The organism is Vibrio alfacsensis, from assembly GCF_019670485.1.
GTDB classification, from domain to species: domain Bacteria; phylum Pseudomonadota; class Gammaproteobacteria; order Enterobacterales; family Vibrionaceae; genus Vibrio; species Vibrio alfacsensis.
Genome location: NZ_AP024165.1, coordinates 1,182,274 through 1,208,605 on the forward strand (window position 1 = coordinate 1,182,274; position 26,332 = coordinate 1,208,605).

Annotated in this window: 22 protein-coding genes; 17 read left to right on the forward strand and 5 right to left on the reverse strand. The window is 43.9% G+C overall.

Translation table 11 applies throughout. The features are described 5' to 3' along the window. Positions 1-193: 193 nt before the first annotated feature. From gyrA to VA249_RS05405, 8 genes are all read left to right on the forward strand, one after another. Positions 194-2,836 carry a DNA topoisomerase (ATP-hydrolyzing) subunit A gene (gyrA, locus tag VA249_RS05370; protein ID WP_221069210.1) on the forward strand — a complete coding sequence of 881 codons (2,643 nt, stop codon included), beginning with the start codon at positions 194-196 and terminating at the stop codon, positions 2,834-2,836. 122 nt (positions 2,837-2,958) lie between these two features. Beyond that, a complete protein-coding gene (locus tag VA249_RS05375; protein ID WP_221069212.1) occupies positions 2,959-3,582 on the forward strand; it encodes a tetratricopeptide repeat protein in 624 nt (207 codons plus the stop codon). A 177-nt stretch (positions 3,583-3,759) separates the two neighbouring features. After that, positions 3,760-4,326: a hypothetical protein gene (locus VA249_RS05380; protein WP_221069214.1), complete on the forward strand. Its 567-nt coding sequence runs from the start codon at positions 3,760-3,762 to the stop codon at positions 4,324-4,326. A gap of 361 nt (positions 4,327-4,687) precedes the next feature. After that, positions 4,688-4,864, forward strand: a complete 177-nt coding sequence (locus VA249_RS05385; protein WP_221069216.1) for a hypothetical protein — start codon at positions 4,688-4,690, stop codon at positions 4,862-4,864. A 231-nt stretch (positions 4,865-5,095) separates the two neighbouring features. After that, positions 5,096-5,743, forward strand: a complete 648-nt coding sequence (locus VA249_RS05390; protein WP_221069218.1) for a GTP cyclohydrolase II — start codon at positions 5,096-5,098, stop codon at positions 5,741-5,743. 323 nt (positions 5,744-6,066) lie between these two features. Beyond that, entirely contained in the window at positions 6,067-7,629 is a 1,563-nt protein-coding gene (locus VA249_RS05395) for a L,D-transpeptidase family protein (RefSeq protein ID WP_476756275.1), read from the forward strand. Positions 7,630-7,993: 364 nt separating this feature from the next. Next, positions 7,994-8,548 (forward strand): peptidoglycan L,D-endopeptidase MepK, encoded by a 555-nt coding sequence (mepK, locus tag VA249_RS05400; RefSeq protein ID WP_128811122.1) that lies wholly within the window; start codon positions 7,994-7,996, stop codon positions 8,546-8,548. Between the two features lie 127 nt (positions 8,549-8,675). Next, positions 8,676-9,332: an MBL fold metallo-hydrolase gene (locus VA249_RS05405; protein ID WP_221069220.1), complete on the forward strand. Its 657-nt coding sequence runs from the start codon at positions 8,676-8,678 to the stop codon at positions 9,330-9,332. 20 nt (positions 9,333-9,352) lie between these two features. Here VA249_RS05405 and VA249_RS05410 read toward each other — a convergent pair whose 3' ends face one another. Further along, positions 9,353-10,021 carry a DUF2982 domain-containing protein gene (locus VA249_RS05410; protein WP_221069221.1) on the reverse strand — a complete coding sequence of 223 codons (669 nt, stop codon included), beginning with the start codon at positions 10,019-10,021 and terminating at the stop codon, positions 9,353-9,355. Between the two features lie 249 nt (positions 10,022-10,270). Here VA249_RS05410 and VA249_RS05415 point away from each other — a divergent pair, with 249 nt between their 5' ends. The 6 genes from VA249_RS05415 to VA249_RS05440 all read left to right on the forward strand — a co-directional run bounded on the left by VA249_RS05415 (position 10,271) and on the right by VA249_RS05440 (position 16,377). Further along, positions 10,271-10,675 (forward strand): MarR family transcriptional regulator, encoded by a 405-nt coding sequence (locus tag VA249_RS05415; RefSeq protein ID WP_211919541.1) that lies wholly within the window; start codon positions 10,271-10,273, stop codon positions 10,673-10,675. A 454-nt stretch (positions 10,676-11,129) separates the two neighbouring features. Then, entirely contained in the window at positions 11,130-12,221 is a 1,092-nt protein-coding gene (locus tag VA249_RS05420) for a TRAP transporter substrate-binding protein (RefSeq protein ID WP_221069223.1), read from the forward strand. A gap of 167 nt (positions 12,222-12,388) precedes the next feature. Further along, the gene (locus tag VA249_RS05425) at positions 12,389-12,928 is read left to right on the forward strand and encodes a TRAP transporter small permease subunit (protein ID WP_211919537.1); all 540 of its coding nucleotides are present in this window, start codon (positions 12,389-12,391) and stop codon (positions 12,926-12,928) included. 12 nt (positions 12,929-12,940) lie between these two features. Then, positions 12,941-14,224 (forward strand): TRAP transporter large permease, encoded by a 1,284-nt coding sequence (locus tag VA249_RS05430; RefSeq protein ID WP_221069225.1) that lies wholly within the window; start codon positions 12,941-12,943, stop codon positions 14,222-14,224. 166 nt (positions 14,225-14,390) lie between these two features. Next, positions 14,391-15,746 (forward strand): cache domain-containing protein, encoded by a 1,356-nt coding sequence (locus VA249_RS05435; RefSeq protein WP_221069227.1) that lies wholly within the window; start codon positions 14,391-14,393, stop codon positions 15,744-15,746. Continuing rightward, a complete protein-coding gene (locus tag VA249_RS05440) occupies positions 15,739-16,377 on the forward strand; it encodes a response regulator (RefSeq protein ID WP_221069231.1) in 639 nt (212 codons plus the stop codon). The genes VA249_RS05435 and VA249_RS05440 overlap by 8 nt, the downstream gene beginning before the upstream one ends. A gap of 53 nt (positions 16,378-16,430) precedes the next feature. Here the strand turns inward: VA249_RS05440 and VA249_RS05445 are convergent, their stop codons facing one another. Next, positions 16,431-16,907, reverse strand: coding sequence for a MarR family winged helix-turn-helix transcriptional regulator (locus VA249_RS05445; protein ID WP_128811113.1), 477 nt, complete (start codon positions 16,905-16,907; stop codon positions 16,431-16,433). A 392-nt stretch (positions 16,908-17,299) separates the two neighbouring features. On the opposite strand from VA249_RS05445, the gene VA249_RS05450 reads away from it, so the two are divergent. Both VA249_RS05450 and VA249_RS05455 read left to right on the forward strand, forming a co-directional pair. Further along, entirely contained in the window at positions 17,300-18,871 is a 1,572-nt protein-coding gene (locus VA249_RS05450; RefSeq protein ID WP_211919528.1) for a BCCT family transporter, read from the forward strand. A gap of 233 nt (positions 18,872-19,104) precedes the next feature. Further along, positions 19,105-20,988, forward strand: a complete 1,884-nt coding sequence (locus tag VA249_RS05455) for a methyl-accepting chemotaxis protein (protein WP_221069822.1) — start codon at positions 19,105-19,107, stop codon at positions 20,986-20,988. A 114-nt stretch (positions 20,989-21,102) separates the two neighbouring features. On the opposite strand, the gene VA249_RS05460 is transcribed toward VA249_RS05455, so the two are convergent. Together VA249_RS05460 and VA249_RS05465 are read right to left on the reverse strand one after the other, a co-directional pair. Beyond that, positions 21,103-21,822, reverse strand: a complete 720-nt coding sequence (locus VA249_RS05460; protein WP_221069824.1) for a 3'-5' exonuclease — start codon at positions 21,820-21,822, stop codon at positions 21,103-21,105. Between the two features lie 8 nt (positions 21,823-21,830). Further along, positions 21,831-23,720, reverse strand: a complete 1,890-nt coding sequence (locus tag VA249_RS05465) for a DUF294 nucleotidyltransferase-like domain-containing protein (RefSeq protein WP_221069241.1) — start codon at positions 23,718-23,720, stop codon at positions 21,831-21,833. A 286-nt stretch (positions 23,721-24,006) separates the two neighbouring features. Here VA249_RS05465 and VA249_RS05470 point away from each other — a divergent pair, with 286 nt between their 5' ends. Further along, positions 24,007-24,648, forward strand: a complete 642-nt coding sequence (locus VA249_RS05470; protein ID WP_221069243.1) for an outer membrane beta-barrel protein — start codon at positions 24,007-24,009, stop codon at positions 24,646-24,648. A gap of 94 nt (positions 24,649-24,742) precedes the next feature. Here VA249_RS05470 and VA249_RS05475 read toward each other — a convergent pair whose 3' ends face one another. After that, positions 24,743-25,933 carry an amino acid aminotransferase gene (locus VA249_RS05475; protein WP_221069244.1) on the reverse strand — a complete coding sequence of 397 codons (1,191 nt, stop codon included), beginning with the start codon at positions 25,931-25,933 and terminating at the stop codon, positions 24,743-24,745. Positions 25,934-26,332 lie beyond the last annotated feature (399 nt).

Genomic DNA, 26,332 nt, shown 5'->3' on the forward strand with positions numbered 1-26,332 from the left:
AGTGGTGGAAATGTAGTCAGTTTTCATAAAGATATGGGACGAATGTGCAAATTCTCCTCATTTAACACATAACCAAGCTCACAACCTGATAAAAGGAGCGGGAAAGTGATGCCCCGTTGATGAATTGTGTGTTATATTTTTGCACCTTACACGTATCGTAATTACGATCAGATAATAGAGGGATAATGGCTCTATGAGCGATTTAGCTAAAGAGATCACGCCCGTAAACATTGAAGATGAGCTTAGAGGTTCATACCTAGACTACGCGATGTCAGTCATCGTCGGTCGTGCTCTTCCAGATGTGCGTGATGGCCTAAAACCAGTACACCGCCGCGTTTTATTCGCGATGAACGTACTAGGCAACGATTGGAACAAACCATATAAAAAATCAGCCCGTGTTGTCGGCGACGTAATCGGTAAATATCACCCACACGGTGATAGTGCTGTGTACGACACTATCGTACGTATGGCTCAGCCGTTCTCACTTCGTTACATGCTGGTCGATGGTCAAGGTAACTTCGGCTCGATCGATGGCGACTCTGCTGCGGCAATGCGTTATACCGAAGTGCGTATGGCGAAGATTGCCCACGAACTTCTGGCTGACCTAGATAAAGAAACCGTAGACTATGTGCCTAACTATGATGGTACTGAGCAGATTCCTGCGGTTCTTCCGACTAAAATTCCTAACCTACTGGTAAACGGCTCTTCGGGTATCGCGGTAGGTATGGCAACCAACATCCCGCCACATAACCTTGGCGAAGTGATCGATGGCTGCCTTGCATACATCAATAATGAAGCAATCACGATTGATGAGCTAATGGATTACATCCCTGGTCCTGATTTCCCTACAGCGGCGCTGATCAGCGGCCGTAAAGGCATTGTAGACGCGTACAAAACAGGTCGCGGTAAGATCTACATGCGTTCAAAAGCGGAAATCGAAGTGGAGAAAAATGGTAAAGAGACCATTATCGTCACTGAAATCCCTTACCAGGTGAACAAAGCTCGCTTGATCGAGAAGATTGCTGAGCTAGTTAAAGATAAGAAAGTTGAAGGCATCAGTGCGCTACGTGACGAGTCTGACAAAGACGGTATGCGTATCGTTATCGAATGTAAGCGTGATGCAGTGGGCGAAGTGGTTCTGAACAACCTTTACGCTCAAACTCAACTTCAAACTACTTTCGGTATCAACATGGTTGCGCTTGATAATGGCCAGCCAAAACTATTCAACTTGAAAGAGATGTTGAAGTGTTTCGTTGATCACCGTCGTGAAGTGGTTACTCGCCGTACGATCTTCGAACTACGCAAAGCGCGCGAGCGTGCTCATATCCTTGAAGCACTATCTCTTGCTCTTGCTAATATCGATGAAGTTATCGAGCTAATCAAAAATGCACCAACACCTGCAGAAGCTAAAGTTGGCTTGGTATCTCGTGGTTGGGATCTAGGTAACGTAGCCTCAATGCTTGAGCGTGCTGGCACTGACGCAGCTCGCCCTGAATGGCTTGAAGATCAATACGGCATCCGTGATGGCCTTTACTACCTAACAGAAACCCAAGCACAAGCTATTCTAGAACTTCGTCTACACCGTCTAACCGGTCTAGAGCACGAGAAGATTCTTGACGAATACAAAGCACTTCTAGATGAAATCGCAGAGTTAATGCACATTCTTGCAAGTACTGAGCGTTTGATGGAAGTGATCCGTGAAGAGCTAGAAACGGTGCGTGATGCGTTTGGTGACGTTCGTCGTACTGAAATCACAGCGGCGAGCCATGACATCGATCTAGAAGAGCTTATTGCTCGTGAAGATGTTGTTGTGACACTGTCTCACGAAGGTTACGTTAAATACCAATTACTCAGCGACTATGAAGCTCAGCGTCGTGGTGGTAAAGGTAAGAGCGCAACCAAGATGAAAGAAGAGGATTACATCGAGCGCCTGCTTGTTGCGAATACTCACGATAACATTTTGTGTTTCTCTACTCGTGGTAAGACTTACCGTCTAAAAGTTTATCAATTGCCACATGCGAGCCGTACCGCTCGTGGTAAGCCAATTGTAAACATCTTGCCTCTTGAAGATGGCGAGCGTATCACAGCAATTCTTCCTGTGTCTGAGTTCAGTGCTGATAAGTTCATCTTTATGGCAACCGGTGATGGTACCGTTAAGAAAACATCTCTTGATCAGTTCGCGAACGTTCGTTCTAACGGCCTAATCGCAGTTAACCTACGTGATGATGACTCTCTAATCGGTGTTGATATCACAACGGGCAATAGCGATATCATGCTGTTCTCGAAAGCAGGTAAAGTGGTTCGCTTTAGCGAAGACAAAGTCCGTGCAATGGGACGTACTGCATCTGGTGTTCGCGGTATGAAACTGGCAGATGATGACCAAGTTGTGTCTCTCATCGTTCCGTCTAACGAAGGTGATATCCTGACTGTGACGCAAAACGGTTACGGTAAACGTACCGAATTGGCAGAGTACCCAATTAAAGGTCGTGCGACACAAGGTGTTGTTTCTATCAAGGTTTCTGAGCGTAACGGTCCAGTCGTTGGTGCGGTACAAGTAGAAGAAGGCGACGAGATGATGATGATCACCGACGCTGGTACTCTAGTGCGTACACGTGTTGCAGAGGTTAGTCAAGTGGGTCGTAACACACAAGGCGTGACGCTGATCCGCACAGCATCTGATGAATCGGTTGTTGGTCTACAGCGTATCGACGAAGTTGAAGAAGTGGAACTGCCAGAAGGTGAAGAATCGGAAGCAACAGTAGATGCAAATGCAGAGCAACAAGTGACAGAAACGCCAGCAGCAGATGATGCGTCTGAAGGTTCTGAAGAAGAGTAATTCTTCTCTAAATCGCTAAATTTAGAAGCCGAGCAAACACGCTCGGCTTTTTTGTATCTGAATCACGCAATTTAAACTTGAAACCAGTAAACTAAACTTCATTTTGTTTATGGATCAGCCATATGTCGGTTTGGTTTTTTGGCGCCATCACTTTGATGGGGTTATTCATCGCAGTTCTATTGCTTGGCGCGTCAAAAGTGAAGTCGCATCAATGGTTGGGCATTTGTGCGTTGATCGTTGTTTTTACTAGCGTAAGCTTCTTATATTTTCGTCAAACCTCGTCAGAGCCTGCGCAAGCAGAAATGTCTCGAATGATGGCAGTCCGTGACATTATGGAAGAAATTCAAACACAGTTAAGGGAAGCCCCTAACAATGCGGAGTTGTGGTTTCAGCTCGGGCAGAGCTATTTGATGGAGGGAGAGCTTGACGGTGCATTGATCTGCTTCGACTATGCAATTCAGCTAACCGATCCTGTTAATGCTAACCAACTTGCTGCAAAGGCAACGACGTTATATTACCTTTATCAGCAATCCATGACGGATGAGGTCAGTTTGCTTCTGGATCAGGCATTACAGATAGAGCCGCACAATGAGGTCGCCTTGTCTTTGATCGCAAACGACCATTTTTTGTCGTTCCGTTTCCAAGAAGCCATTGATACTTGGATAATTTTACTAGAATCTAATGATCCTAGTTTAGATCGAGCGCAGATCATTAATTCGATCAATCAAGCTAAAGCACTTATGTAGGCGTATAAATTTGTCGGTGGATTTGAATTCTCATTGTATTCAAAGCCAGAGACAGGTTTAAAGTTAAAGACAAATTGAAAGCTATAGACAAATTGAAATCTATAGACAGGCATAACGTTTAAGCAGACCTGAGTGATAAACGGATTTAAAGGGTAAACAATGGGCAGAGGAAGTAGCATGAAAGAAATAACGTTGAGTCTATTGGTTCTATTATCGGGAACGATGCTGGTGGGCTGCACTTCTTCTTCGAATTCTGGAGCCTCTTCTGTTTATTACCCTACGGGTTACTATGACCCTTGGTGGTATGATCATGATGATTACTGGGTCTATTATTATCCAGGTTGTTGTGATGACAATGATGATTACAAAGAAAAGTTGGAAGAGTGGTGGAATGGCTTAGATGAGGAGCAACAACAATCCATCAAAGACAAAGTTGAAGATTGGAAAGACGACGACATGTCAGCCAATATCGACAATATGAAGCGTCAACTTGACGACCATTGGCAATCACTTCCGGATGAACAAAAACAAGAAATTCAGAACAAATGGGAAAGCCGACCAGAGCGTGTTGAATCAGCCGTGTTGCAAGATACAGTCTTGCAAGAGAAAGCACTAAAAGAAAAAGTTCAGAAAAAGAAAGCGTTGCCAAACACCAACGTGCAGCGGCCTGGTCCTCGTCCGAGTGTACAAATGCCAAAAACGCGACCGCATATTCAGCCAGTACCAAGAGTGCGCCGTCGTTAGTTCAATAGCCAGTTCCGGCCGAGCACATCGAGGTCGCTTGGGTATATGTGAGCTTTAAAATAAAGCGATATAAAATGTTTTCTAACCAATTTTCTATGCTTCTGTTAACAAGGTGAGTTTGATTGGCCTATTTGATTGAGAATTTAGGTTTAATGGATAATCAATTTTAAAATGCAATACGACACATATGAGCTTCAAAAGATTAACCACGATTAATGTGATTACAATTCCACAATTTGAAACTAATCGTGCACAGAGCAAGCGGAATGATATTATTTGTGCGAATTTATGAGTGTTTTAGTGAATCAATATTTATTAATTTGAGCTGAAGACGTAATAAAGAATTAAGCAGGTGTATGCAGTGGATCCAGTAATATCGCAATTAAAAAAGGACTTTTATTCGCAGATTCGTGCATTGCAGTCACCGAAGATGCCACAAGTCACATCATCACTCGCTGTCTTGACTGAAGAAGAAATTCAAGAACTTGAAGCAGTTTGGATAGAGCTTAAAGTTTGGAAGCGCAATCAAACACATTGATGAGATTGTTGCGTTCTAAACAAAACATGCGAAACCCCTGGCAAATTTGTCTGGGGTTTTTTATTGTAGTTCACTTTAAATGTTATATTATAACAATTGTAAAGTCGCCATCGGTCATGTTCGAGTTGGATATTGACCAAAAAGCTAAATAAGAATAGATCTCATAGTGATCTCAACATTGAAAAATTGGGTATCAGTCCCCATAGTTGAAGGGCAGATGAGAGCAATCCCATGAATGCAATAACGAAAATGCATCAAGCAATAAATCGAGTGAGTGTAGATATGGCGGAAGTACGTGCCAGAGTTGATTTTAAAGTCGGGGCAAAAAGTAACATAGATGCTGAAATCCTGTCTTTTCATGGTCTAAAGACAGACAAAGAGCATGTAGCAGTTATCTTTAAACAAGCAGATCAATCGCAAGATACGCCGTTAGTGCGTATGCATTCTGAATGTCTAACGGGTGATGTATTCCACTCGTCACGATGTGATTGTGGTGAACAATTGGAAGAGACCATCAATCGCATGGGTGAGTCAGGCGGTATTATTTTGTATCTTCGTCAAGAAGGTCGCGGTATCGGCCTTTACAACAAGATTGACGCATATCGTCTTCAAAGCCAGGGTATGAATACTTATGAGGCTAACAACCACCTAGGTTTTGACGACGATTTACGTGACTTTACCGAAGCTGCGCAGATGTTAGAGGCACTTGGTGTAAGCAAGATTCGTTTGGTAACAAATAATCCAAAGAAAATTCGTGAACTTGCTGAGTATGGCATTGAGATTGAGGAAGTGATTAACACCTCCGCCCACATCAAAGATGGCAATGAAAGCTATTTGAAAGCTAAAGTGTCACATGGTAAGCACCATTTAAAAGTTTAAATATAACGTATAAATTTTTAAACATAACGTAGTTAAAGGCATCGCTTTTAACCTGTTATTGAATTGTAAAAACCTCACGCCTGTGGGGTTTTTTTGTATTTGGTAAAAGTTGAACGTTTTGTACCGTAACGCTCAGCTAGACACATCTGGAGGGGTATTGAATAAGGCAATCATTGGTCCTGAATGACTTAGAAAGTCTATTTGGTGAGCAGGCAATCAGATTATTGTTTGCGATTTTGACTCTGGATTCTTACTTTTAACGCGGCAAGTCGTGAGATATTTGCCATACTTTTTTAATAATAAGTAGGGCAAGGGTTGTATCAGTGATCGCAAGAGTTCTCATTATAGCCGCACTCAGTGTGCCATTTTACAGTTTTTCCACCGTCGTTTCTTCGGAGGCTTCAGCACAGACCGATCAAGCGGGAGCCGTTGAGCAGTTGTCGATCGAAAAAATGATTCACTATCCAGATGTGTTAGAGCAATTGTATCAAACCACAAATTACCGTTTGAATTGGGAAAACGCACAAGACGTTGAAGCGTTACTTCTGCAAATGAAGTTGGTGTCTTTGGCGGATGTGAGTCAAGAATTCAATGATCAATTACTTCGCATAGAAAGCGTACGTCTGCGAGGTGATAAGCTCGATTTTGATCTTGTGATGACCGATTCTCTGCTTATGTATTTGAGTTACCTTGAGCAAGTCCCTTCAGAGGGCATTAATTGGCTTTTCGCGGACAAAATACACGTAAAATTTCCTGCTCCCAACGTCGAAACGTTATCAAAATTAAGTAATGAGATATTAGTTGGAAAGCTCGGCGCTTTGTTGGTTGATTTACGTTCGCCCCTTCAAAAAGATGATGCGTTTCAAATGACTTATGCCTCTTTGGCTGAACATGCAAAGGCGTTTTATCCCTTATACCAACAGCAAGGATTACTTCGAGTTGGCGATGCGCTTAACGATAAGGCTGTATTGTTGGATAGATTGGCTGTTGTTGGCTTGGATGTGAGTTATCTTGACCCAGAGACTCCAACCTATGATGAAAATCTAGAGCTGGCGATTATTGAGTTTCAGCGTATCCATGGTTTAAAGCAAGATGGAGTGATTGGCCCAAATACTCTGCGTTGGATAAATGTCTCACCGAATCAACGTTTGCATTTATTAGCACTCAATGCCGAGCGTTCGAGAATTTGGTCAAAAGAACGAGATAACGTTGTCTTTGTTAATGTACCGGGTTACCAAGTCACCTATTGGCATGATGGGCAGCCGCTGTTTGAGTCAAAAGTGGTGGTAGGGAGAGCCACTCGAAAAACACCCATCATGACTGGAAACCTAGACTCCGTCATTCTTAATCCGACATGGAATGTACCATGGAAAATCATGGTGAAAGACATCATCCCGAAAGTGAAGCGAAATCCAATGTATCTGATGCAAAATAATATCCAGATCATCCGTTCGTGGACATCAAGGGAGATCATTGACCCTACTACCATCAACTGGGCGACGGTGAATCCACGCAGCTTTCCTTATCGAATGAGACAATCATCAGGCTCAAATAATGCGTTAGGCTTGTACAAATTCAATATGCCAAACCCTAAGGCTATTTATCTGCATGATACGCCAAGTAAAGGGCTATTCGAAAAAGATCGTCGTGCTTTTAGCTCGGGTTGTGTCCGTGTTGAAAATGCGGATCAATTGGCTGAATTGTTATTTAAAACTCAAGGTCTTGAAGAGCGTTTTGAGAAAAAGCGTCAGAATGCTTACCGTTCGAACACTTCAGTCCCACTAAGCGAGCGTATTCCGGTACATATTATTTATCAAACGGCGTGGCTTGAAGAAGGGACGTTGTATTATCGTGACGATATTTATCAATATGACCACCAAGGTTGAGTATTTAACCTCAACTCTGGATAACCTAAGCCATTCAGGACGGCACTTTTAGCGCCTAACGTCGTTAAAATAACCGCAATAGGCGAGCTATTGACTTGTCATTTTGCCTTGTTATCCATCTAAAATGGCCGTACTGACTTTCATATTGGCTTTAGTGGTGTATCCATTAAGCACTGTAGACTTTCTTATCCCGAGTTGAGGTTATTTAATAAAATTTACAATTTAGAAAATTCTTTTTCTGTTCAATAATTAAACGAAAAAACAAGCCAAAATGTGACAAGCAAGCGCGATTTATACGTTTGACGTGTTACATCGCTTTCGGTAATGTCCGCTTTTCGTTTAGTTATTGAGCAGTATGTTGTAAATGGTCAGTCGTCAATTTTCCCGTCGAGATTTTCTTAAAATGAGCGCTGGTGGTGTCGTTGTTGCATCCGCGATGCCAACAATGGCTTGGGCATCTTTGCCTCATGCACCTCGTGTGCTCGCCATGAACAATCTAAACACTGGTGAACTTATGGAGTCTTGCTATTTCGATGGTAAGGCATACGTCGATGAAGAATTGAAACGGCTAGATCGTTTCTGTCGAGACCACCGTCGTAATGAAGTGCATCCTATGGACCGACGTTTGTTTGATCAAATAAGCCAAATCCAAAAGTTAATTGGTACGCAAGCTGAAGTGATTGTGATCTCTGGTTATCGTTCGCCAAAAACCAATGCGTCTTTACGCAATGGTTCATCTGGCGTAGCGAAAAAGAGTATGCACATGGAGGGTAGGGCAATCGACTTTCGTTTGGATGGTGTAAAGTTGTCGACGGTTCGTGAAGCTGCACTAAACCTTAAAGCGGGCGGTGTAGGTTATTACCCAAACAGCAACTTTGTCCATATTGATACGGGCGCCGTCCGTTCTTGGCGTGGTTGATGAGTAAGCGCTTGATACGCTGTTATTGAGTCCCGGAGAGTCCCCTTGGTACAAAGCTTGAAGTCATTTGGTCTTAGTGTCATAGTTGCGGCAGTTTTTATGCAAATTAATTCGGTATAGGTTATCTATGGCTCTGAAGTATCAAGTTGTTCCAGTAACATCTTTCTCTCAAAACTGTTCTATCGTCTGGTGTGATGAAACCATGAAAGGCATCGTGATTGATCCGGGCGGTGACGAAAAGCAGCTTGCGATGCTCATTAAAGAGTTGGGCGTAGACGTGGTAAATCTTGTCCTCACTCATGGTCACCTTGATCACGTAGGTGGCACAGAGCCATTGTCTGCATTGCTAGGCGGCACAGAAATTGTGGGCCCGCATAAAGCAGATAACTTCTGGTTGCAGGGGTTAGAGGGACAAAGCCAAATGTTTGGTTTTCCGCTAACAGAGGCGTTTGAACCACACCAATGGCTAAATGATGGTGACACTGTCACCTTTGGTCATCAAACACTCAATGTGATCCACACGCCAGGTCATACTCCGGGTCACGTTGTGCTATACAGTGAAGAGGCGCGTCTTGCGTTTGTGGGCGATGTATTATTTAACGGTAGCGTTGGTCGTACTGATTTCCCTCAGGGTGATTTCAACACGCTTATCAGCTCGATAAAAGAGAAATTATGGCCTCTCGGTAACGATGTCACGTTTGTACCAGGTCATGGCCCACAATCGACTTTTGGTCACGAGCGCAAAACAAACCCATTCGTTGCTGACGAAATGCCACTGTACTGATAAGTCATAGATTTAATAAATCAAATATCTGGCTCGGCGGCCGCTAAGTATCGTCGAGCCAATCCTACAAACTCCTCTGCCTCCCTATCTAAGTCACTGGCTGAGATAAACACATCATAGCCGTAGAACTTTCTTTGATATTTCATTCGATTGGCGAGCATCGCTTGCAAGCCGTCGTAGTGAATGCCCTCTTTGCTGATATAAGGGGCAGGATCAAGCACCATATCTTCGAATTTCGTCTCACAGTGATTTTGTTTTGCACCCAAGTATAAAAGTGCCCGCTGGCTAAGTAGCACTTCTGTCGCAATGCGAGGGCAAATGGCATTGAGATACGGAGAATAGTGTTTGAGTCGAATGCCAATCCAAGGGAGAGGTTGATGCCACCCCTCTTGTTGGTACGTGCAGATCCCGATGGTGTCAATATTCTTCCAACGAACGACCCAACCACCTTTGAATAAATGTTGTTGGAAGTGAGAAGCCGTTAAGGTGAACGCTACTTGGCTTTTTTTGATCATGATGATCGCGAAACCAACGATGATTGCCATCAATACCACAGAAAGCATGGCCTGTTTCCAACCTGGAGCAATGGAAACCAAGAACAAGGTAATGAGCACAACTAACAGCATGATCAGGCGGTTGATTGGTGCATCGGATTTGAAATGAGAATTCGTGATATGCAGAGTTTCCATACTTGTCACCTTGAACATGAGCGCGGTGGGCGCTTAAAGTTTGATGTGCGTTAATACCTCTGTTTTTATACCCAGTATTCAATAAATCCGTTCACAATTTATCTGTTTAAATAGTAGACGTTCTATGCCTGGAGCGCATTTTTCATCGCGTTTCACCGCGAAAACCTACAAATTGCTTCTAAATTTTGGTATAAAACGCGCTTCAAATTTTCATCCCTGCTGATATGCAGTGAACTGGAGAAATATTCAATGAGACTTGCTCATAAGCGTAAAGTGCAGATGAAACTGCAAAAGCGCATTAAAGCGACAGTAGCGAACTTAGCTGCAGCACCAAAAGCTGCAAAGCCTGTTGTTGAAAAAGCAGCGGCACCTCTTGTCGCGGAACAAGCTGTTGTTGAGAAAGCAGTAGCTGAGAAGAAAGTGGCTGCAGCAAAAGTTGTAGAGGTTGCACTGACGCCTAAGCAGCAACAAGTGTTAGACATCGTTGTTGCAAATGCAGAGGGTATCAACCCTAAAGGTATTGGCTTAGCAGCAGGCCAAGAAGATACAAAAGCAGCATCATGGGCAACAGGCGCGCTTAAAAAGCTTCTTGAAGAAAACCTAGTTCAAAAAGAGCAGTTAGCAGGTAACAAAGTTATCTATAAAGCAGTTTAATTACCGCTGTAATTCTCTCTTAATACCTCGACTAAGTTCGGGGTATTTTTTTATCCAATATCTGTCGTCCCAATGACGCAAACACATGTGGGACCATAGCTTCTGCTTACATCACTCATTTGTTCGAGCAGATATTATTTTAGCGTCACAAACCTGCCATTTGTCACATTTCCTTAAATAGTATGTAAATTTTCGCGCAGTAAAGCACGTATGTATTTTCTATATGATTTCTACTTTTGGGTTTTATTAATAGCTTGATAAAACGATTAAAATTTAATTATTGGGATAAATCTTACGTAGTAATACGTAATACCAATGGCTAATGCTCTATATTTTCTACTGACTCTGTGCGTGTTCATGCCCATTTCTAACCTCTTAATAATGATTCATCTTTTATCTCGAATCCTTGTGAAATGGATGACAACAATAACCTTGGTGACAAAGGACGTGAACGATGAGTCTTATCCAAAAATCTTTGAAGCGAGTGCTCAAGGCAACTGCAATGGTTGCTGCGATGGCATTCGTCACAACTTCTGCGACTGCTGACGACAAAGTGTATCGCCTTAAACTGGCGGAAACGTGGGGACCTAATTTTCCTATTTTCGGTGATGCGACCAAAAATATGGCGAAAATGGCAGAAGAAATGTCAAATGGACGCCTGCAAATTCGTATTGATTCTGCAAACAAACATAAAGCGCCATTGGGTGTGTTTGATATGGTGAAATCCGGCCAGTATGACATGGGCCACTCGGCGTCTTATTACTGGAAAGGTAAAGTGCCTAACACGCTTTATTTTACATCGATGCCTTTTGGTATGCTGCCAACAGAACAATATGCATGGTTCTATTACGGTGGTGGTATGGAGTTAATGGAAAAAGTGTACTCTCCACATAACCTATTGTCGTTCCCTGGTGGTAACACGGACACACAGATGGGCGGGTGGTTCCAAAAAGAAATCAAGTCTGTCGATGATCTACAAGGCTTGAAAATGCGAATCCCAGGTTTCGCGGGGGAGATTCTTGCTGAGCTAGGTGCAAAACCAACCAATATTGCACCGGGTGAGCTCTACACATCACTAGAACGTCGCACGATTGATGCATTGGAGTGGGTCGGTCCATCACTAGATTTGCGTATGGGTTTCCACAAGATCGCGCCTTACTACTACACAGGTTGGCATGAGCCGGGCACAGAATTACAGTTCCTAATCAACAAACGCGCTTGGGACCGTTTACCTGATGATCTGAAAGCCATTCTTCAAGTTGCGATGAAAACAGCTGCGTACGACATGTACACACAATCTAAGCACGAAAGTGGAAAGAACTGGGCGTCTATCCAATCAGAATATCCAGACGTACAAGTGAAAGACTTCCCACCAGAGGTTATCTCTGCTCTGCGTGAAGCAAATGAACGTCTACTTAAAGTGCACGCAGAGAAAGATGCGTTAGCGAAAGAGATTCAAGAATCTCAAGCAAACTACATCGAGCAAGTGCGCCCTTGGTCTAATATTTCTCACCGAGCTTACTTGAACAGCCAAGCTCAGCAATAACTTCACCACGCAGGCTAACGTTGAGTTTATACCCTTAATTAGCCTGCGAATGAAGCCCAAGAAAAACTTCTCTTTGAGAAGTCTCTATACCCGACACGTCCAGGTGTTGGGCATAACAGAGCTCCGCATCATAGCGGAGCCATTCTACACGTTCCATGGAGTTCGGAATGAGAAGCCTTATTTATATTGAGCGAATCTTTAACCGCTTCGGTGACTTTCTAGGATGGTTATCCAGTATCCTATTTATCTTGTTGTTAGCGAACGTGGTGTATGACGTTGTCATGCGTTATGTGTTTAACGACGTATCGATTGCCTTTCAAGAGATGGAATGGCACTTATTCTCTGCTGTATTTCTACTTGGTGTCCCATACGCGATTAAGTCCGGTGGCCACGTACGAGTCGACATTTTTTATGAGCGTTTATCTTACAAAGCGCAGTCCATTATCGACATCATAGGCACGTTACTTTTTCTATTTCCGTTTTGCCTCTTGGTTGCTTGGTTTGGTATCGACTTTGCTAAAGAAAGCTATGCATTGGGTGAGACATCAGGTGACCCAGGTGGTTTGCCTTACCGCTGGATCATTAAGGCTATGATCCCACTTTCATTCTTGTTTATGGCGATCAGTGGCGTGGGATTGTTACTGCACTCGATCAACAAAATCGTGAACCCTCATCTCATCTATGCCGGTAACAACGGTAAGTCGTAAAAGGAAGTCAGAATGATCGGTATAGTGATGTTTTTTGTAGCGTTGTTTGCGTTACTGCTTGGTTTTCCTGTTGCCTTTACTTTTGGAGGCATCGCATTAATTTTTGGCGTGTGGGCTGAGGGCATCGAGATGTTTGCTTTCATGCCATATCGTATTCAGTCCATTATGGAGAACACGGTACTGATGGCCGTACCGCTGTTTGTTTTCATGGGGTTGGTTTTACAAAAAACTCGATTAGCAGAACAGCTACTTGAATCCATGGGACGCCTATTCGGTGGTGTTCGCGGTGGTATTGCCATTTCTACCGTATTAGTGGGCGCTTTATTGGCCGCTTCTACAGGGGTTGTGGGAGCGTCTGTTGTGGCGATGGGCCTGATTTCTCTGCCAGTGATGCTCAAGTACAACTACGATAAAGGCTTGGCATGCGGCACTATTTGCGCGTCAGGAACACTCGGGCAAATTATCCCACCCTCTATCGTATTAATCCTACTTGGGGATGTGCTCGGTGTGCCAGTTGGCGATTTATTCCAAGCGGCGATTTGGCCCGGACTAATGCTGGTGGGCGCGTATGTAATCTATATTCTTATCTACGCTAAATTGAACCCTGAAGCGGCTCAGCCAATTGATCGTGATGAATCTATCAGCCGAAAAGACGAAGTGATCACCGCGTTGAAAGCCGTGATCCCTCCTCTTGCGCTGATCGTCGTCGTGCTGGGTTCGATCTTCGCAGGTATTGCGACACCCACTGAGTCGGCAGCGTTAGGTGGAGCAGGGGCGATAGTGCTTGCACTTCTGTACAAACAGTTTAGCTGGTCGATGGTCTACGAAGCATCTAAAGAAACGGTAAAAGTGACGGCGATGGTCTTTGCTATCTTATTGGGTGCGACCGCGTTCTCAATGGCCTTTACCTATACGGGTGGTGATTACTTAGTGGAAGAGTGGATGATGCAGCTGCCGGGTGAGAAATGGGGTTTCTTGATCATTACGATGCTTGTTATCCTTATCCTAGGCTTCTTCATTGACTTTGTGGAAATCTGTTTCATCATCGTTCCTATTATCGCACCCGTAGCGGAGCTAATGGGCATCAACATGACGTGGTTTGCGATATTAATTGCGATGAACTTACAGACCTCTTTCCTAACTCCGCCATTTGGCTTTAGCCTCTTTTACTTGAAAGGTGTCGCTCCGGCAGGGGTAACGACAAAAGATATTTACAGAGGAGTAATGCCATTCATTGCCATTCAGATTGCGGTCCTCGCCTCGATCTTGGTTTTCCCAGGTTTTTATGGCATGTAGTGGCTGATGCCAATCGTCGTAACTGATGGTAATAGTAACTATGATTAGAGCGGTGATTGGTATGAGAGTTAAATTAGGAAACTGTGAGCTGTAAGTTTCCACCTTGTAGCACAAGTTGTTAAGCTGCCTATTCGTAAGGATAGGCAGTTTTTTCATGGAGGATGAAATGCCTCTTAAAGCGAAACTCATCTTGCTGGCTTTGATTCCAGTGTTATTGGTGACCGCGAGCATCAGTTGGATTTCTATCTATCAGGCTAAAACGCTTGGTCAACGAGAAGTGGAAATCTTTCATCAAAGCCTCATCCAATCGAAAGAAGCCGCGCTTAAAGATACGGTCGATCTCGCTTTTGATGCCATCTCGCATATCTATAACGATCCCCATCTTGATGAAAGTGCCGCGAAAGCCCAAGTCAAAGCCATTCTTAATCGTCTACGCTATGGCTCAGATGGGTACTTTTTTGCGTATGACCAATACGGCACTAATCTTGTTCATCCCATTCAACCTGATTTGACGGGACAGAACTTACTTCATATCCAAGACCAAAATGGAGATCGCTTGATTGAGGCGTTATTGCATCAAGCTCAGCGAGGTGGTGGTTTCCATCAGTATTTATGGCAAAAGCCGTCCACGGGAGAAACCGTACCAAAACTCAGTTATGCGGCATGGCTTGATAAGTGGCAATGGATGATTGGAACTGGGCTATACATTGAAGATGTCAGCCGAGAAGTTTCTAATATGCGAGCCGCGGTTAATCGGAATATAGAAACGACATTTTTCACAGTAGTGGTGATTTTGGTTGTCACAGTCGCGGTGATTATCGTCTTTACGTTGGCGATAAATCTACATGAACACCGATTGGCAGATAAGAATCTCAAAGAGCTTGCTCATAAAACGGTGATGTTTCAAGAAGACGAAAAAAAGCACCTAGCTAGGGAGCTTCATGATGGTATCAACCAGTTGTTAGTGTCGAGTAAGTGCCACTTAGAGTTGATGGAGCATCGAATTGAAGATCAAAAACTAAAGTCACATCTAGAAAAATCTCAGCGCTCTTTGATGACTGCGATCAGTGAAGTTCGCCATATTTCTCATCAATTACGTCCAAGTGCCTTAGACGACATTGGCTTAGAGGCGGCGCTGACGACCTTACTTCAGGATTTTCACTCTCATTCAGGGATTGAAATTGACAGCCATTTTGATACCGCCCAAACCAAACTCAAGTCGGAAGTCTCTACCACGCTCTATCGAGTAGCGCAGGAGTCATTGAATAATATAGAAAAACATGCGCAGGCTAAAACCGTAACGATGACACTGAATAAAATGGGGGGCATTCTTCAATTACTGATTCGGGATGATGGTAAAGGTTTTATGGTGAGCTCTGCTGCTCATAAACAAGGGATAGGATTACGGAATATGCGTGAACGTGTGGAGTTCATTGGTGGTGAATTTGAGCTGATGAGTGAACCAGGTTTAGGCACGGAAATTACCGTACTGTTAGATTTAGATGGATTAGTTTATGGATAAACCAATTAGTGTGGTGATTGTCGATGATCATCAAGTGGTACTAGATGGATTTATGGCTCGCTTAGAGCTAGAGCCAGACATTGATGTGATTGGCACGGCAAGTAATGGGTTAGAAGCGATAGAGGTCGTTAAACATTTAAGCCCGGATGTGGTTTTGATGGATATTAGCATGCCAATCATGAATGGCATCGAGGCGACAGGGGTAATCAAAGAAGAATGCCCTCAATGCAAAACGTTGATGCTGACGATGCATGACAACCGCGAATACATCATGAAAGTGATGCAGGCGGGAGCCGTTGGCTACATGTTGAAAGAAATTTCAGCAGAAAAAATGGTGCAGGCGATTAAAACAGTCAATCAGGGATCAACGTATTTTTGTGAGTCAGTCACTCAAACATTGTTCACTCAAGATGTGATACCTGTGGCACAAAAAGCAAACCCATTAAGTCGCCGTGAAGAGGCGGTACTCAAATTGGTCGCCCAAGGGAATAGCAGCAAAAAGATCGCCACTTTACTTGATATAAGCTACCGAACGGTAGAAACCCACCGACACAATATAAAGCATAAGCTGGATTTACACTCGACGGCTGAACTGGCCAAATACGCGTTTGAGACAGGTTTAACGGATTAAAGGCGAGCGCACATAGTCGGTTTAATTTAGACAATGAGCGCTCATGAAGAAGTTTATTCTGGTTTAGTGATGCTGCCCAACTCTAGCATTGGAGCAACGTCAATATCTTCAGCGTTCATCATCGTAGAAATGCGTTGGACTGAAGAAAGCAGCAGACTTTGCTCCCACTCTTCAAGTTTTTGAAAACGACTAATAAAGTGCTCTTGAAGTGGGGTCGGTGCTTGCTCGAGTACGGCGATGCCTTGTTCCGTAAGTACAGCATGCACTTTTCGTTTGTCTTCCACACTACGGCGACGCTCCACATATTTATTACGCTCTAAGCGGTCCAATATTGTGGTTGCCGTTGCTTGGCTCATGTTGGTATGGCTCGACAGCTGTTTAATGGTGACGTTATCTAACTCGCTGATAGCGCGCATTAGGATCAGCTGAGGGGCAGTCAACCCAGACTCTTTACTTAGCTTTTTAGAATGTAGGTCGATCGCTCGGATGATCTGACGAATCGAGACCAAAACTTCTTCGTACTTTTCCAATTTTTTCATCCAGTCGTTTAGGAAGCATATTACGAGGTGACACTAACTCAAAAGCACTGTTTTTAAAAGGGCTTAGTGATGCTGGGCATCAGCAATTTTGCAATTCATAGCATTGAGAGAGTTTTGTCACGCGGATTTATGCAAGTGATAGAAGATCTCCTAAAATGATTATAGTAATAAATATTCGTAGTCTAAACAGAGCAATGAATAAGTTTGCTACTTTAGATGGGTTTTACTGATTCAAAACAGGTTAATTGGATTTTTTATCAGCAAGTGATAGACAAAAAAACCTCAAATGGTAGGATCTGCGACTTTCTGGAAAGTTAAATGTATCGTGCTCAAATGATTTTTGATGTTTTTATCAAATTAAGAAAGCACAAAAGAGAGGAACAATGACAAAAGGTATAGATAAGTACAGTATCGACAGTACCGACTATACGGTTGGTCAAGATAATGTCCAGAAATGGGGCTTTGACGTACATAACCCAGTGTTTGGTATTAGCGCTGGTTTCATCGCACTTTTTCTTGTCGCTGCATTAGTTCTAGATGCGCATACCGCAAAAACCGCACTGGATGGCATTAAGCTGAAAATCATCAGTTCTTTTGACTGGCTGTTCATCATCTCAGGTAATATCTTCGTTATCTTCTGTTTAGGCCTTATCGTTTCACCAATGGGTAAGATTCGCCTTGGTGGTAAAGATGCTGTGGCGGATTATTCATTCATGTCATGGCTGGCCATGTTGTTTGCCGCTGGCATGGGTATTGGCCTGATGTTTTGGAGTGTGGCAGAACCGGTGGCGTATTTCACTGGTTGGTATGAGACACCATTAGGCGTTGAAGCGAACACTCCGGAGGCCGCAAGGCTTGCACTTGGCGCGACCATGTTCCACTGGGGTTTACACCCTTGGGCAATCTACGGTGTTGTGGCACTGTCACTTGCATTCTTCACTTACAATAAGGGTTTGCCGCTTTCCATGCGTTCGATTTTCTACCCGCTATTGGGCGATCGTGCATGGGGTTGGGCTGGTCACATTGTTGATATCCTTGCTGTACTGGCGACTTTATTTGGTTTAGCGACTTCCCTAGGTTTGGGGGCGCAACAAGCGGCGAGTGGTATTCACCATGTGTTTGGTGTTGAGCCTGGACTCGGGTTGCAAATTGTCGTTATTACTGTCGTCACTTTATTAGCAGTTGTTTCGGTTATCCGTGGCATTGATGGCGGTGTAAAAGTCATCAGTAATATCAACATGATTATCGCCTTTTTGTTGCTTATTCTGGTTGGTTTGATTGGTTGGGCAGTAAGTTTAGGCTCAATTCCAACCACTTTGATGGCATATGTGGAAAATTTAGTGCCATTGAGTAACCCATTTGGTCGCACTGACGAAGCTTGGTTCCAAGGTTGGACGGTATTTTACTGGGCTTGGTGGATCTCATGGTCACCATTTGTGGGTATGTTTATCGCACGAGTATCACGCGGTCGTACGGTCCGTGAGTTCATTACTGCCGTTCTAATTGTCCCAACTGCAGTAACACTCATTTGGATGTCGGTCTTCGGTGGTCTAGCAATCGATCAAGTGATCAACAATGTCGGTGATTTGGGCGCGAATGGCCTGACTGACGTGTCACTTGCTATGTTCCAAATGTTTGATGTTTTGCCGTTTGGTAACATACTTTCGATTATTGCCGTTGTACTGGTATTGGTATTTTTCATTACCTCTTCAGACTCAGGATCGTTGGTGATTGATAGCATCACAGCTGGTGGTAAAGTCGATGCACCCGTACTTCAACGTGTATTTTGGGCGTTTATGGAGGGGGCAATTGCCGTTGCGCTACTCTGGATTGGTGGTTCGGAAGCGGTTCAAGCACTTCAAGCCGGGGCGATTTCGACTGCCTTACCATTTACCTTTGTCTTACTTGCTATGTGCGTGAGTTTGGTGATGGGTATGCGAACGGAGCGTCAATAACGGCCCAATTTTATAAAAATTGGTTAGATATTAGTAACTTAAAAAGTCAGTGTTTATACTGGCTTTTTTTGTGTAATTTTTATGACGATAGACAAAAAAATGACGAATTAAATCTTTATTTAACAATGATTTATCATTTCAATTTTATAAATAAAAGAACGTGATTAGTTGTGTAAAAATGTGTAATATTTGCTCGCCTTAACTGTTCTCCCAACTTCTATTCTATAATAATGATGAAACTAACACTAAAACAAAAGCTAATTGGCGCAAGCCTATCCGCTGTTGTCGTTATGGCGACAGCATTAACCTGGTTGTCGGCTGGTCAATTGTTTGATCAGACTCGTTCAGGTGTCTATTCACGAGCACAGAGCCTAAGTAACTCGGCTTCAGAGGGGATCGCTGATTGGGTTGCCATTCGTAAAGATATCGCAACAGCTTTCAATGATTACTCCACAGAGCGTGATGTTGTGCCTTTTTTACAACAAGCACGTAAAGCCGGGGGCTTTGACGATATCTTCCTTGGTACGCCAGAGGGTGACATGTACCGTTCTCACCCTGAGCGAAATCGTGCTGATTACGATCCGCGTACTCGCCTTTGGTATAAAGAAGCGAATGCAGCCGGTAAGCAGGTCATTACCGAAGCCTATCAAGATGCCATCACGAATGCATTGCTCGTGACGATTGCAGAGCCAGTCATGAAAAATGGTCGCTTTATTGGTGTTGTTGGTGCAGACGTATTGATTGATCAACTAATAGAGGATGTCATCAGTCTTAATGCTGGTCAAAATGCATATGCCATGTTGATTGATATGAATACTGGCACTTTCCTCGCTCATCCAAATAAGAGCTTAACGCTTAAACCAATCACTAACCTTTCTAACGAACTTTCCAAAGATTCCATAGAGCGTGCAGCCAACACTGGCACCATTGAAACCGCAACGATTGCAGGTCAAGAAAAGCTATTCTATTTCAGTAAAGTGCCGGGAACGCACTGGATGTTCGCGATCGAAATGGATCGTGCAACAGAAGAAGCAGGGCATTCGCAGCTTTTGAGTGAAATGATCATCACAGCGGTCTTGATCACTATCGCCGTAATTATCGCCGTTTCTTGGCTTGTCGGGTTCTTATTCCGCGATCTTGGACGAGTATCGAAAGCTCTTGAAGAAATTGCGTCAGGCGAGGGTGACTTAACTCAACGACTAGAACCTCGTAGTGACGATGAAGTCGGTAAGCTTGCTGAGAACTTTAACCGCTTTGTGGGCAACATGCATACCATGGTTGTCAAGTTGAGTGATGTGTCATCAGCACTATCAGAGCAAGCGCGAACTACGGCTCAGCAAGCTCAAGAACGTAGCCAACGCATTTCTTACCAACAAGATGAAATTAACATGGTTGCGACGGCTGTGAATGAAATGGCGGCGGCAACACAAGAAATTGCGGGCAATGCAGATAATACCGCAAACAATTCTGAAGAAGCGGTACAAGCCTGTGTTCATGGTTCTGAGCAAGTTACGCAAACGCAAACGTCCATTCAAAGCCTCGCTCATGAAGTGCAGGTTGCGACGAATGTCATTCAAGAGCTTGAAGCGCATGGAAACAGCATTAATGCAATCTTATCAACGATACAGGGCATTGCAGAGCAAACCAACTTATTGGCGCTAAATGCGGCGATCGAAGCGGCTCGCGCGGGTGAGCAAGGTCGTGGTTTTGCGGTCGTTGCAGATGAAGTCCGAGTGCTTAGTCAGCGAACTCATGCATCAACGAAAGAAATCCAAGAAACCATTGAAATGCTTCAAGGCACCACTGCAAAAGCGGTTGGTATCATGGATGACGGTCGCCGTTTGGCGGATACCAGCGTTGATGACGCCAATGCAGCGGCAGTGAGCCTTACTCAGATCCACACCGCAGTAGAGCGAATCAGTGATATGGCAACGCAAATCGCATCAGCGGCAGAAGAGCAAGCATCGGTAACGACGGAAATTACACGTAATACCGAGGGTATCCGCGATGTATCAAATGAACTTGCGGTAGAAGCGCAGCAAGCTGCAGACCAAGCGTCATATTTATCAACCTTGTCTCGAGAACTAGAGCAAGAGATCAACCGCTTTAAGCTGTAGTGACGGACGACCATTTTAGTATGCTAGTTCGCTAGAATGGTAAAGACCTAAAAATGAAAAGGAGCCGATGATTGGCTCCTTTTTTATATTGGTATTAAATTTTTTATATTGATATTAAAGCCAGAAATCGCCGATGGGTTGATCTGGCTGATAGTGGTGAGCGATTTGAGCCTGCAATAGTTCTGCCGTTGCTATGGCATCGGTTAGCGCGTGATGAGGCGTATAGTCCGGCAGGCCATATCGTCGACGAGATTGGGCTAAGCGCAGTGATTCTGGCTTTTTCCCTTTAACTTTGTTCCAGATGCCACCATGAAGTTTTTGCTGAATATTCGCTTCAATCTCTAATGTGTCCAGTACGGGGAACTCGATGCCCTCGTCGATACGGCTACGAAGCGCATGATCGAGGAACTCGCGTTCAATTCTTCGATAGTGCACCACGACAATTTTTCCGCTCAGGCTATCCAAAATGTCACTGAGAATTTCATTGAGATCAGGCGCATCAATCAGATCACTATGAGTAATACCGTGAATGATGACAGAATCTTCAGCCAGCTTTTCTTGCGGTCTTACTTTCCAATGCTTGGATTGACGCAAAAAAATTCGATTGAGATTAAAAGGCACTAACCCTATGGTGATGATGCCGTTTTTATGAGGATCTAGCCCAGTAGTTTCGAAGTCCATTGCAACAAACTCAACCTCAGAGATTGGCGTGTTTGCATCGGGCAGATCATGGCCATAAAACGCAATGAGCCGCTCATCCGTCGCCCGCTCTTGTTTATGCTTAAACTTAGTTGGCCATTGAATGGTCGGTTTTTGAAACAACTTCTTAATCATCACGTACCTCACTTGAAGCTATTGCTCGCTTGGTAACGGAACTTGAGGAAGTTCTGACCATTACTCAAAATTTGGAATGCATCTTTTAGGTTGCGGCGTTCAAAGTCAGACAAATTTTCTGGCTCGATATTGTTATCAGGATCCATACCTAGCTCAACGTCGACCGCTTGGTGGCGAATGCGAACCATAGAAATAAACTCTAGGGCATCTTTTAAGTCTTGAGCTCGTCCTTTAGGTAGGATGCCGGCATCAATAATGTCATCAAGACGTTCAAAAGAATTCTGTGCGCGTGAACCGACGGCTAAAGCATGAACACGAATAAGATCAACTAGCGGTGCGGTGCCGCGACGTTTCAGGTTAATCGAGTTTTTATGTTGGCCATCTTTCTCCATTACGAAATCTTTAAAGAACCCTAACGGAGGTGTTCGGTTTAGTGCGTTGCGTGCTAAGCAGGCTAAGAATCGGTTGTTTTTTCGAGCCCGTCGAACAATGAAGCTGGTCAATTGCTCTGCCCATTTCAAGCGACCATAAACACCATCTAAGTCGAAGAAAATAGAAGCGTTGAGTAGCGCTTTTGGGTTTGGATCATCAATCCAATCGGCAAAGCACTCTTCCCATTGAGAACGCGTCATACGCCAAAGTGGATTGGTTGCCATAATGTCGCCTGTACAGTATTTATAACCACAAACGTTTAGGCCGTCACTGACAAATTGTGCCAATGTTTCAAAATACTTGCCGTGTTGCGCTTCATCGTAGCTGTCATCAAGAATGATCGCGTTGTCTTGGTCTGTGACCAATAATTGCTCGTCGCGGCCCATGGAGCCGAGCGCCAAGAAACAGTAAGGAATAGGGGCAGGACCTAATTCTTCTTCAGCCATTTCAAGTAGGCGTTGTTTAAAGCTGCGACCGATAACAGACATCGCGCTACCAACCATGTGTGAATTAGCATCTTCATTGACTAAGCGAACAAAACTGCTTTTTACTTCTTCGGCAACAATGGCAAGATCTTCGATAGTTTGCTGTTGGAAGATGCTGCTCACTAACAACAGAGAGTTCTGCGATTCATAGCGAACAATATCCGTTGCTTCGATGATGCCTATTGGCATTTGATCTTTGACGACAGGTAGGTGGTGTACGTTGTAGCGAAGCATCGTCAGCATGGCTTCATACACATAGGCATTGTGATCGAGTGATATCACTTCCGTTGTCATGACCGTCGCTACATCATCTTGTGGGGACAAGCCCTCAGCTAACACTCGTGTACATAAATCACGGTCGGTAATGATGCCCACGACAGGAGATTGTGGATCGTCTTCATCAAGAGTGAAATCAGGGTCGACAATCAGCAATGACGATACATTTTCCTGAGCCATTAACTGGGCAGCCGATTGAATCGTTTGATTTCTGCCGATGGTTGGAGCATCGCGGGTGAGGAGGGTTTTCACTTTTGAGGTAGTGAGGTCATTAGCGTCGCTGTTTTCCGAGACCGCCTGTCGTAAGCGAGCACTGTTTTCAACTTCAACAAAGTCAGCGAAACTGTCGAAGTTATCATACAGCTCTTGGAAAATATCTTGAGGAATACAGTAGAGTAGGGAGTCTTCAATCGCTTTAACCGGGAAACGGACCTTATTGTTTGTCAGTAGACCCATTTGCCCAAAAAGGTCACCCTCATCGAGTCGGTTATAAAGCTCCCCTTTGCGTCGATACACTTCGACCACACCACTTCTTACCATATACAGATCGTTAATTTGATCGCCAAAATGAATGATTGGCGTATCTTGTCGGTAATAAGAGATCTCTATGTTTTCGGTGATCTTGGTGAGAGTTTCTTCGGGTAGCTCGTTAAACGGGGGATACTTGGCGAGAAAGTTATATATCTCGAGAAGTTCTGCATCCATCAAGGTGCCTTTTCGTTTGCAAGTGGTAAGGTAATCTTAACTTAGTTTTAAAACAGAATCTTATCGGATCACTGTTTTTCGTGCGGAATGATAAGATTCCGATGAGCAGCACGGCAAATCGTTCTCAATTCGGCTACGCTGTCATGAAGATGCCGAATTAAATCAATAGAATGTAAACGGTATGAAAAGAGCAATGCTCTAAGAATAATTGAGTTCCAAATAAGAACTCGTAAAGAATAAGAGTGATAGAAGAGCACTTTGAATGACACTCATGAAAGGAAGTAAAATGGTAAGAATATTATTAGCTGCACCTCTTGTAGCATTACCGATGATGAGCGTTGCTTCAGAAGCAGAACAAGTAAGCAAGTTTGGCTATGAGCATATTCATCTTGATGTTGGTGCGGGAACGACCAATGAAGAGTGGTTAGATAATTCAAATGCGACCACGGTCGGTCTTGGCGGTAACTATCTTTTTACCGATAACTGGCTGTTCAACCTTGATTACACTGCGCAGTTTTTCCACCCCGATATTTACACTTTACGCATTGACCGTTTGTTAGTGGGTGGCGGTTACCGTTATGGTATTAATGCGCAATGGGACATCTATGGTATTTACAGTTTGGGGGCGATTAAAGCCAAAGCAACCAACGATGATACGGATAGCACGTTATCTTCAGAAAGTGAGTTCATTCAGGGCGTTCGGGTAGGGACCAATTATTTGATCAGTGAAAAACTTATCGCAACGGCTGAAATTTACCTTAACCGTAGTGATATCGTGGATGAAAACAACTACAAAATTGGTTTCAACTATCAGTGGCATGATGTGATTGGCACAGGACTTTACTATCAATATCGAGATACCGATTATCAAGGTGAAGCGTCAGAAGAGATCAATGAAGTTGGATTGAGTTTTAAATTCGTTTACTAGAACGGTACTGCTGTCGTTATGTCGGTGGCAGCCAGGAGCATAAATACAAAAAAGGTCAGCAATACGCTGACCTTTTGCAATTTTACTTGCTGATTTATAGAACCGCAGCAATACCTTTACATAGAGGTCCCATGTTCGATTTTGTCATGCCTGCAACACTAATGCGGCCTGAGCCAACGATGTAAATAGCAAACTCGTCTTTCAAGCGATTTACTTGCTCTTTTGATAGACCTGAGAATGAGAACATACCATTTTGGCGTTCAATAAAGCTGAAATCAGCATCCACGCCCTCTGCTTTCAACGTTGTTACAAATAGCTCACGCATCTCTTGGATACGATCACGCATTTCTGCAACTTCAGCTTCCCATTCTGCGCGCAGTTCAGCATCGTTAAGAATGTGAGTCACCACAGCACTGCCGTGAGCGGGTGGGTTTGAATAGATAGAGCGGATGATAGCTTTCACTTGAGAGAATGCCGTGGTTGCAACGTCTTCTGATTCTGCAACTAGCGTAAATGCACCAACACGTTCATTGTATAGGCCAAAGTTCTTAGAGAAAGAGCTCGCAACAAGAATTTCTTTATTGTACTTAGCAAAGATACGCAGACCTGCCGCGTCTTCTTCTACGCCTTTAGCAAAACCTTGGTAAGCGAAATCAAACAGTGGAAGCAGTTTCTTCTCAGCAACAAGCTTAGCCAGTGTTTCCCACTCTTCTGCCGTTGGATCAATACCCGTTGGGTTGTGGCAGCAGCCATGCAAAAGCACAATGTCACCTGCTGATGCCGCCTGAAGATCCGTTAGCATCGCGTCAAAGTCTTTGTCTTTTGTTTCTGCGTTGTAGTAGCTGTACTGCGCAGTTTCAATTCCTGCGGCCGTAAATACGCCATTGTGGTTTGCCCACGTTGGGTTGCTGATCCAGATCTTTACATCGCCAAGTTGACGTTTAATGAACTCACCAGCAACACGTAAAGCACCTGTACCGCCTGGGGCTTGTGCTGTTTTTGCACGTTTTTCAGCCACAATCTCAGCGTCTGCGCCAAACAACAGTTTTTGAACAGCGAGTGCGTATTCCGCCGTCCCTTCAATCGTTAGATAAGATTTGGTTTTTTCTGTTTCAATTAATGCAGCTTCGGCTTTTTTTACGGTAGCAAGAACAGGGGTTTCGCCTTGCTCATTCTTGTAGATACCCACACCAAGGTTAATTTTTTCCGCGCGAGCGTCTTTTTTAAACTCTTCAGTTAGTCCAAGAATAGGGTCTGCCGGAGCGGCAAGTAATTTTTCAAACATAATCTTCATCCATGTGAATTGAAAGGGTCTGAGGTCATTTATACCTTCCAGCAATATTGGATACAACAGTTACAGAAAAGAAAACTTAAAAAAGTCTCGATTTGAAACAGATTGATAACAAAGCAGGCCTTTTTACTATGCATTCTCATGAGTTAGCGTCTGAAAATCCAAACTTAATTTTTAAGTTGATTGGAAATTAACCACGATATCTCACAGTTTGCTAATACATTAACTGTTCGCTCATACGTTAGGTTCTCGCTCATGCATTAGGTTTTCGCTCATATATCAAGTGTTCGCGACTACGTTCGTGCATGCTGCTTTAATATTGAATAAGGGCTTTACAGTGAGTTTCGAGTGGAAAGCGTGGGGAGCAGTAGGAGAGCGCAGAGAACAACTGAA

What these genes read in the sequence shown, in the direction of transcription:
- VA249_RS05455 (WP_221069822.1), top strand. Translation starts at nt 19,105, where the DNA reads ATGAAACTAACACTAAAACAAAAGCTAATTGGCGCAAGCCTATCCGCT.
- VA249_RS05465 (WP_221069241.1), bottom strand. Translation starts at nt 23,720, where the DNA reads ATGGATGCAGAACTTCTCGAGATATATAACTTTCTCGCCAAGTATCCC.
- gyrA (WP_221069210.1), top strand. Translation starts at nt 194, where the DNA reads ATGAGCGATTTAGCTAAAGAGATCACGCCCGTAAACATTGAAGATGAG.
- VA249_RS05450 (WP_211919528.1), top strand. Translation starts at nt 17,300, where the DNA reads ATGACAAAAGGTATAGATAAGTACAGTATCGACAGTACCGACTATACG.
- VA249_RS05430 (WP_221069225.1), top strand. Translation starts at nt 12,941, where the DNA reads ATGATCGGTATAGTGATGTTTTTTGTAGCGTTGTTTGCGTTACTGCTT.
- VA249_RS05410 (WP_221069221.1), bottom strand. Translation starts at nt 10,021, where the DNA reads ATGGAAACTCTGCATATCACGAATTCTCATTTCAAATCCGATGCACCA.
- VA249_RS05405 (WP_221069220.1), top strand. Translation starts at nt 8,676, where the DNA reads ATGGCTCTGAAGTATCAAGTTGTTCCAGTAACATCTTTCTCTCAAAAC.
- VA249_RS05470 (WP_221069243.1), top strand. Translation starts at nt 24,007, where the DNA reads ATGGTAAGAATATTATTAGCTGCACCTCTTGTAGCATTACCGATGATG.
- VA249_RS05475 (WP_221069244.1), bottom strand. Translation starts at nt 25,933, where the DNA reads ATGTTTGAAAAATTACTTGCCGCTCCGGCAGACCCTATTCTTGGACTA.
- mepK (WP_128811122.1), top strand. Translation starts at nt 7,994, where the DNA reads ATGGTCAGTCGTCAATTTTCCCGTCGAGATTTTCTTAAAATGAGCGCT.
- VA249_RS05435 (WP_221069227.1), top strand. Translation starts at nt 14,391, where the DNA reads ATGCCTCTTAAAGCGAAACTCATCTTGCTGGCTTTGATTCCAGTGTTA.
- VA249_RS05375 (WP_221069212.1), top strand. Translation starts at nt 2,959, where the DNA reads ATGTCGGTTTGGTTTTTTGGCGCCATCACTTTGATGGGGTTATTCATC.
- VA249_RS05390 (WP_221069218.1), top strand. Translation starts at nt 5,096, where the DNA reads ATGAATGCAATAACGAAAATGCATCAAGCAATAAATCGAGTGAGTGTA.
- VA249_RS05425 (WP_211919537.1), top strand. Translation starts at nt 12,389, where the DNA reads ATGAGAAGCCTTATTTATATTGAGCGAATCTTTAACCGCTTCGGTGAC.
- VA249_RS05460 (WP_221069824.1), bottom strand. Translation starts at nt 21,822, where the DNA reads ATGATTAAGAAGTTGTTTCAAAAACCGACCATTCAATGGCCAACTAAG.
- VA249_RS05440 (WP_221069231.1), top strand. Translation starts at nt 15,739, where the DNA reads ATGGATAAACCAATTAGTGTGGTGATTGTCGATGATCATCAAGTGGTA.
- VA249_RS05420 (WP_221069223.1), top strand. Translation starts at nt 11,130, where the DNA reads ATGAGTCTTATCCAAAAATCTTTGAAGCGAGTGCTCAAGGCAACTGCA.
- VA249_RS05380 (WP_221069214.1), top strand. Translation starts at nt 3,760, where the DNA reads ATGAAAGAAATAACGTTGAGTCTATTGGTTCTATTATCGGGAACGATG.
- VA249_RS05415 (WP_211919541.1), top strand. Translation starts at nt 10,271, where the DNA reads ATGAGACTTGCTCATAAGCGTAAAGTGCAGATGAAACTGCAAAAGCGC.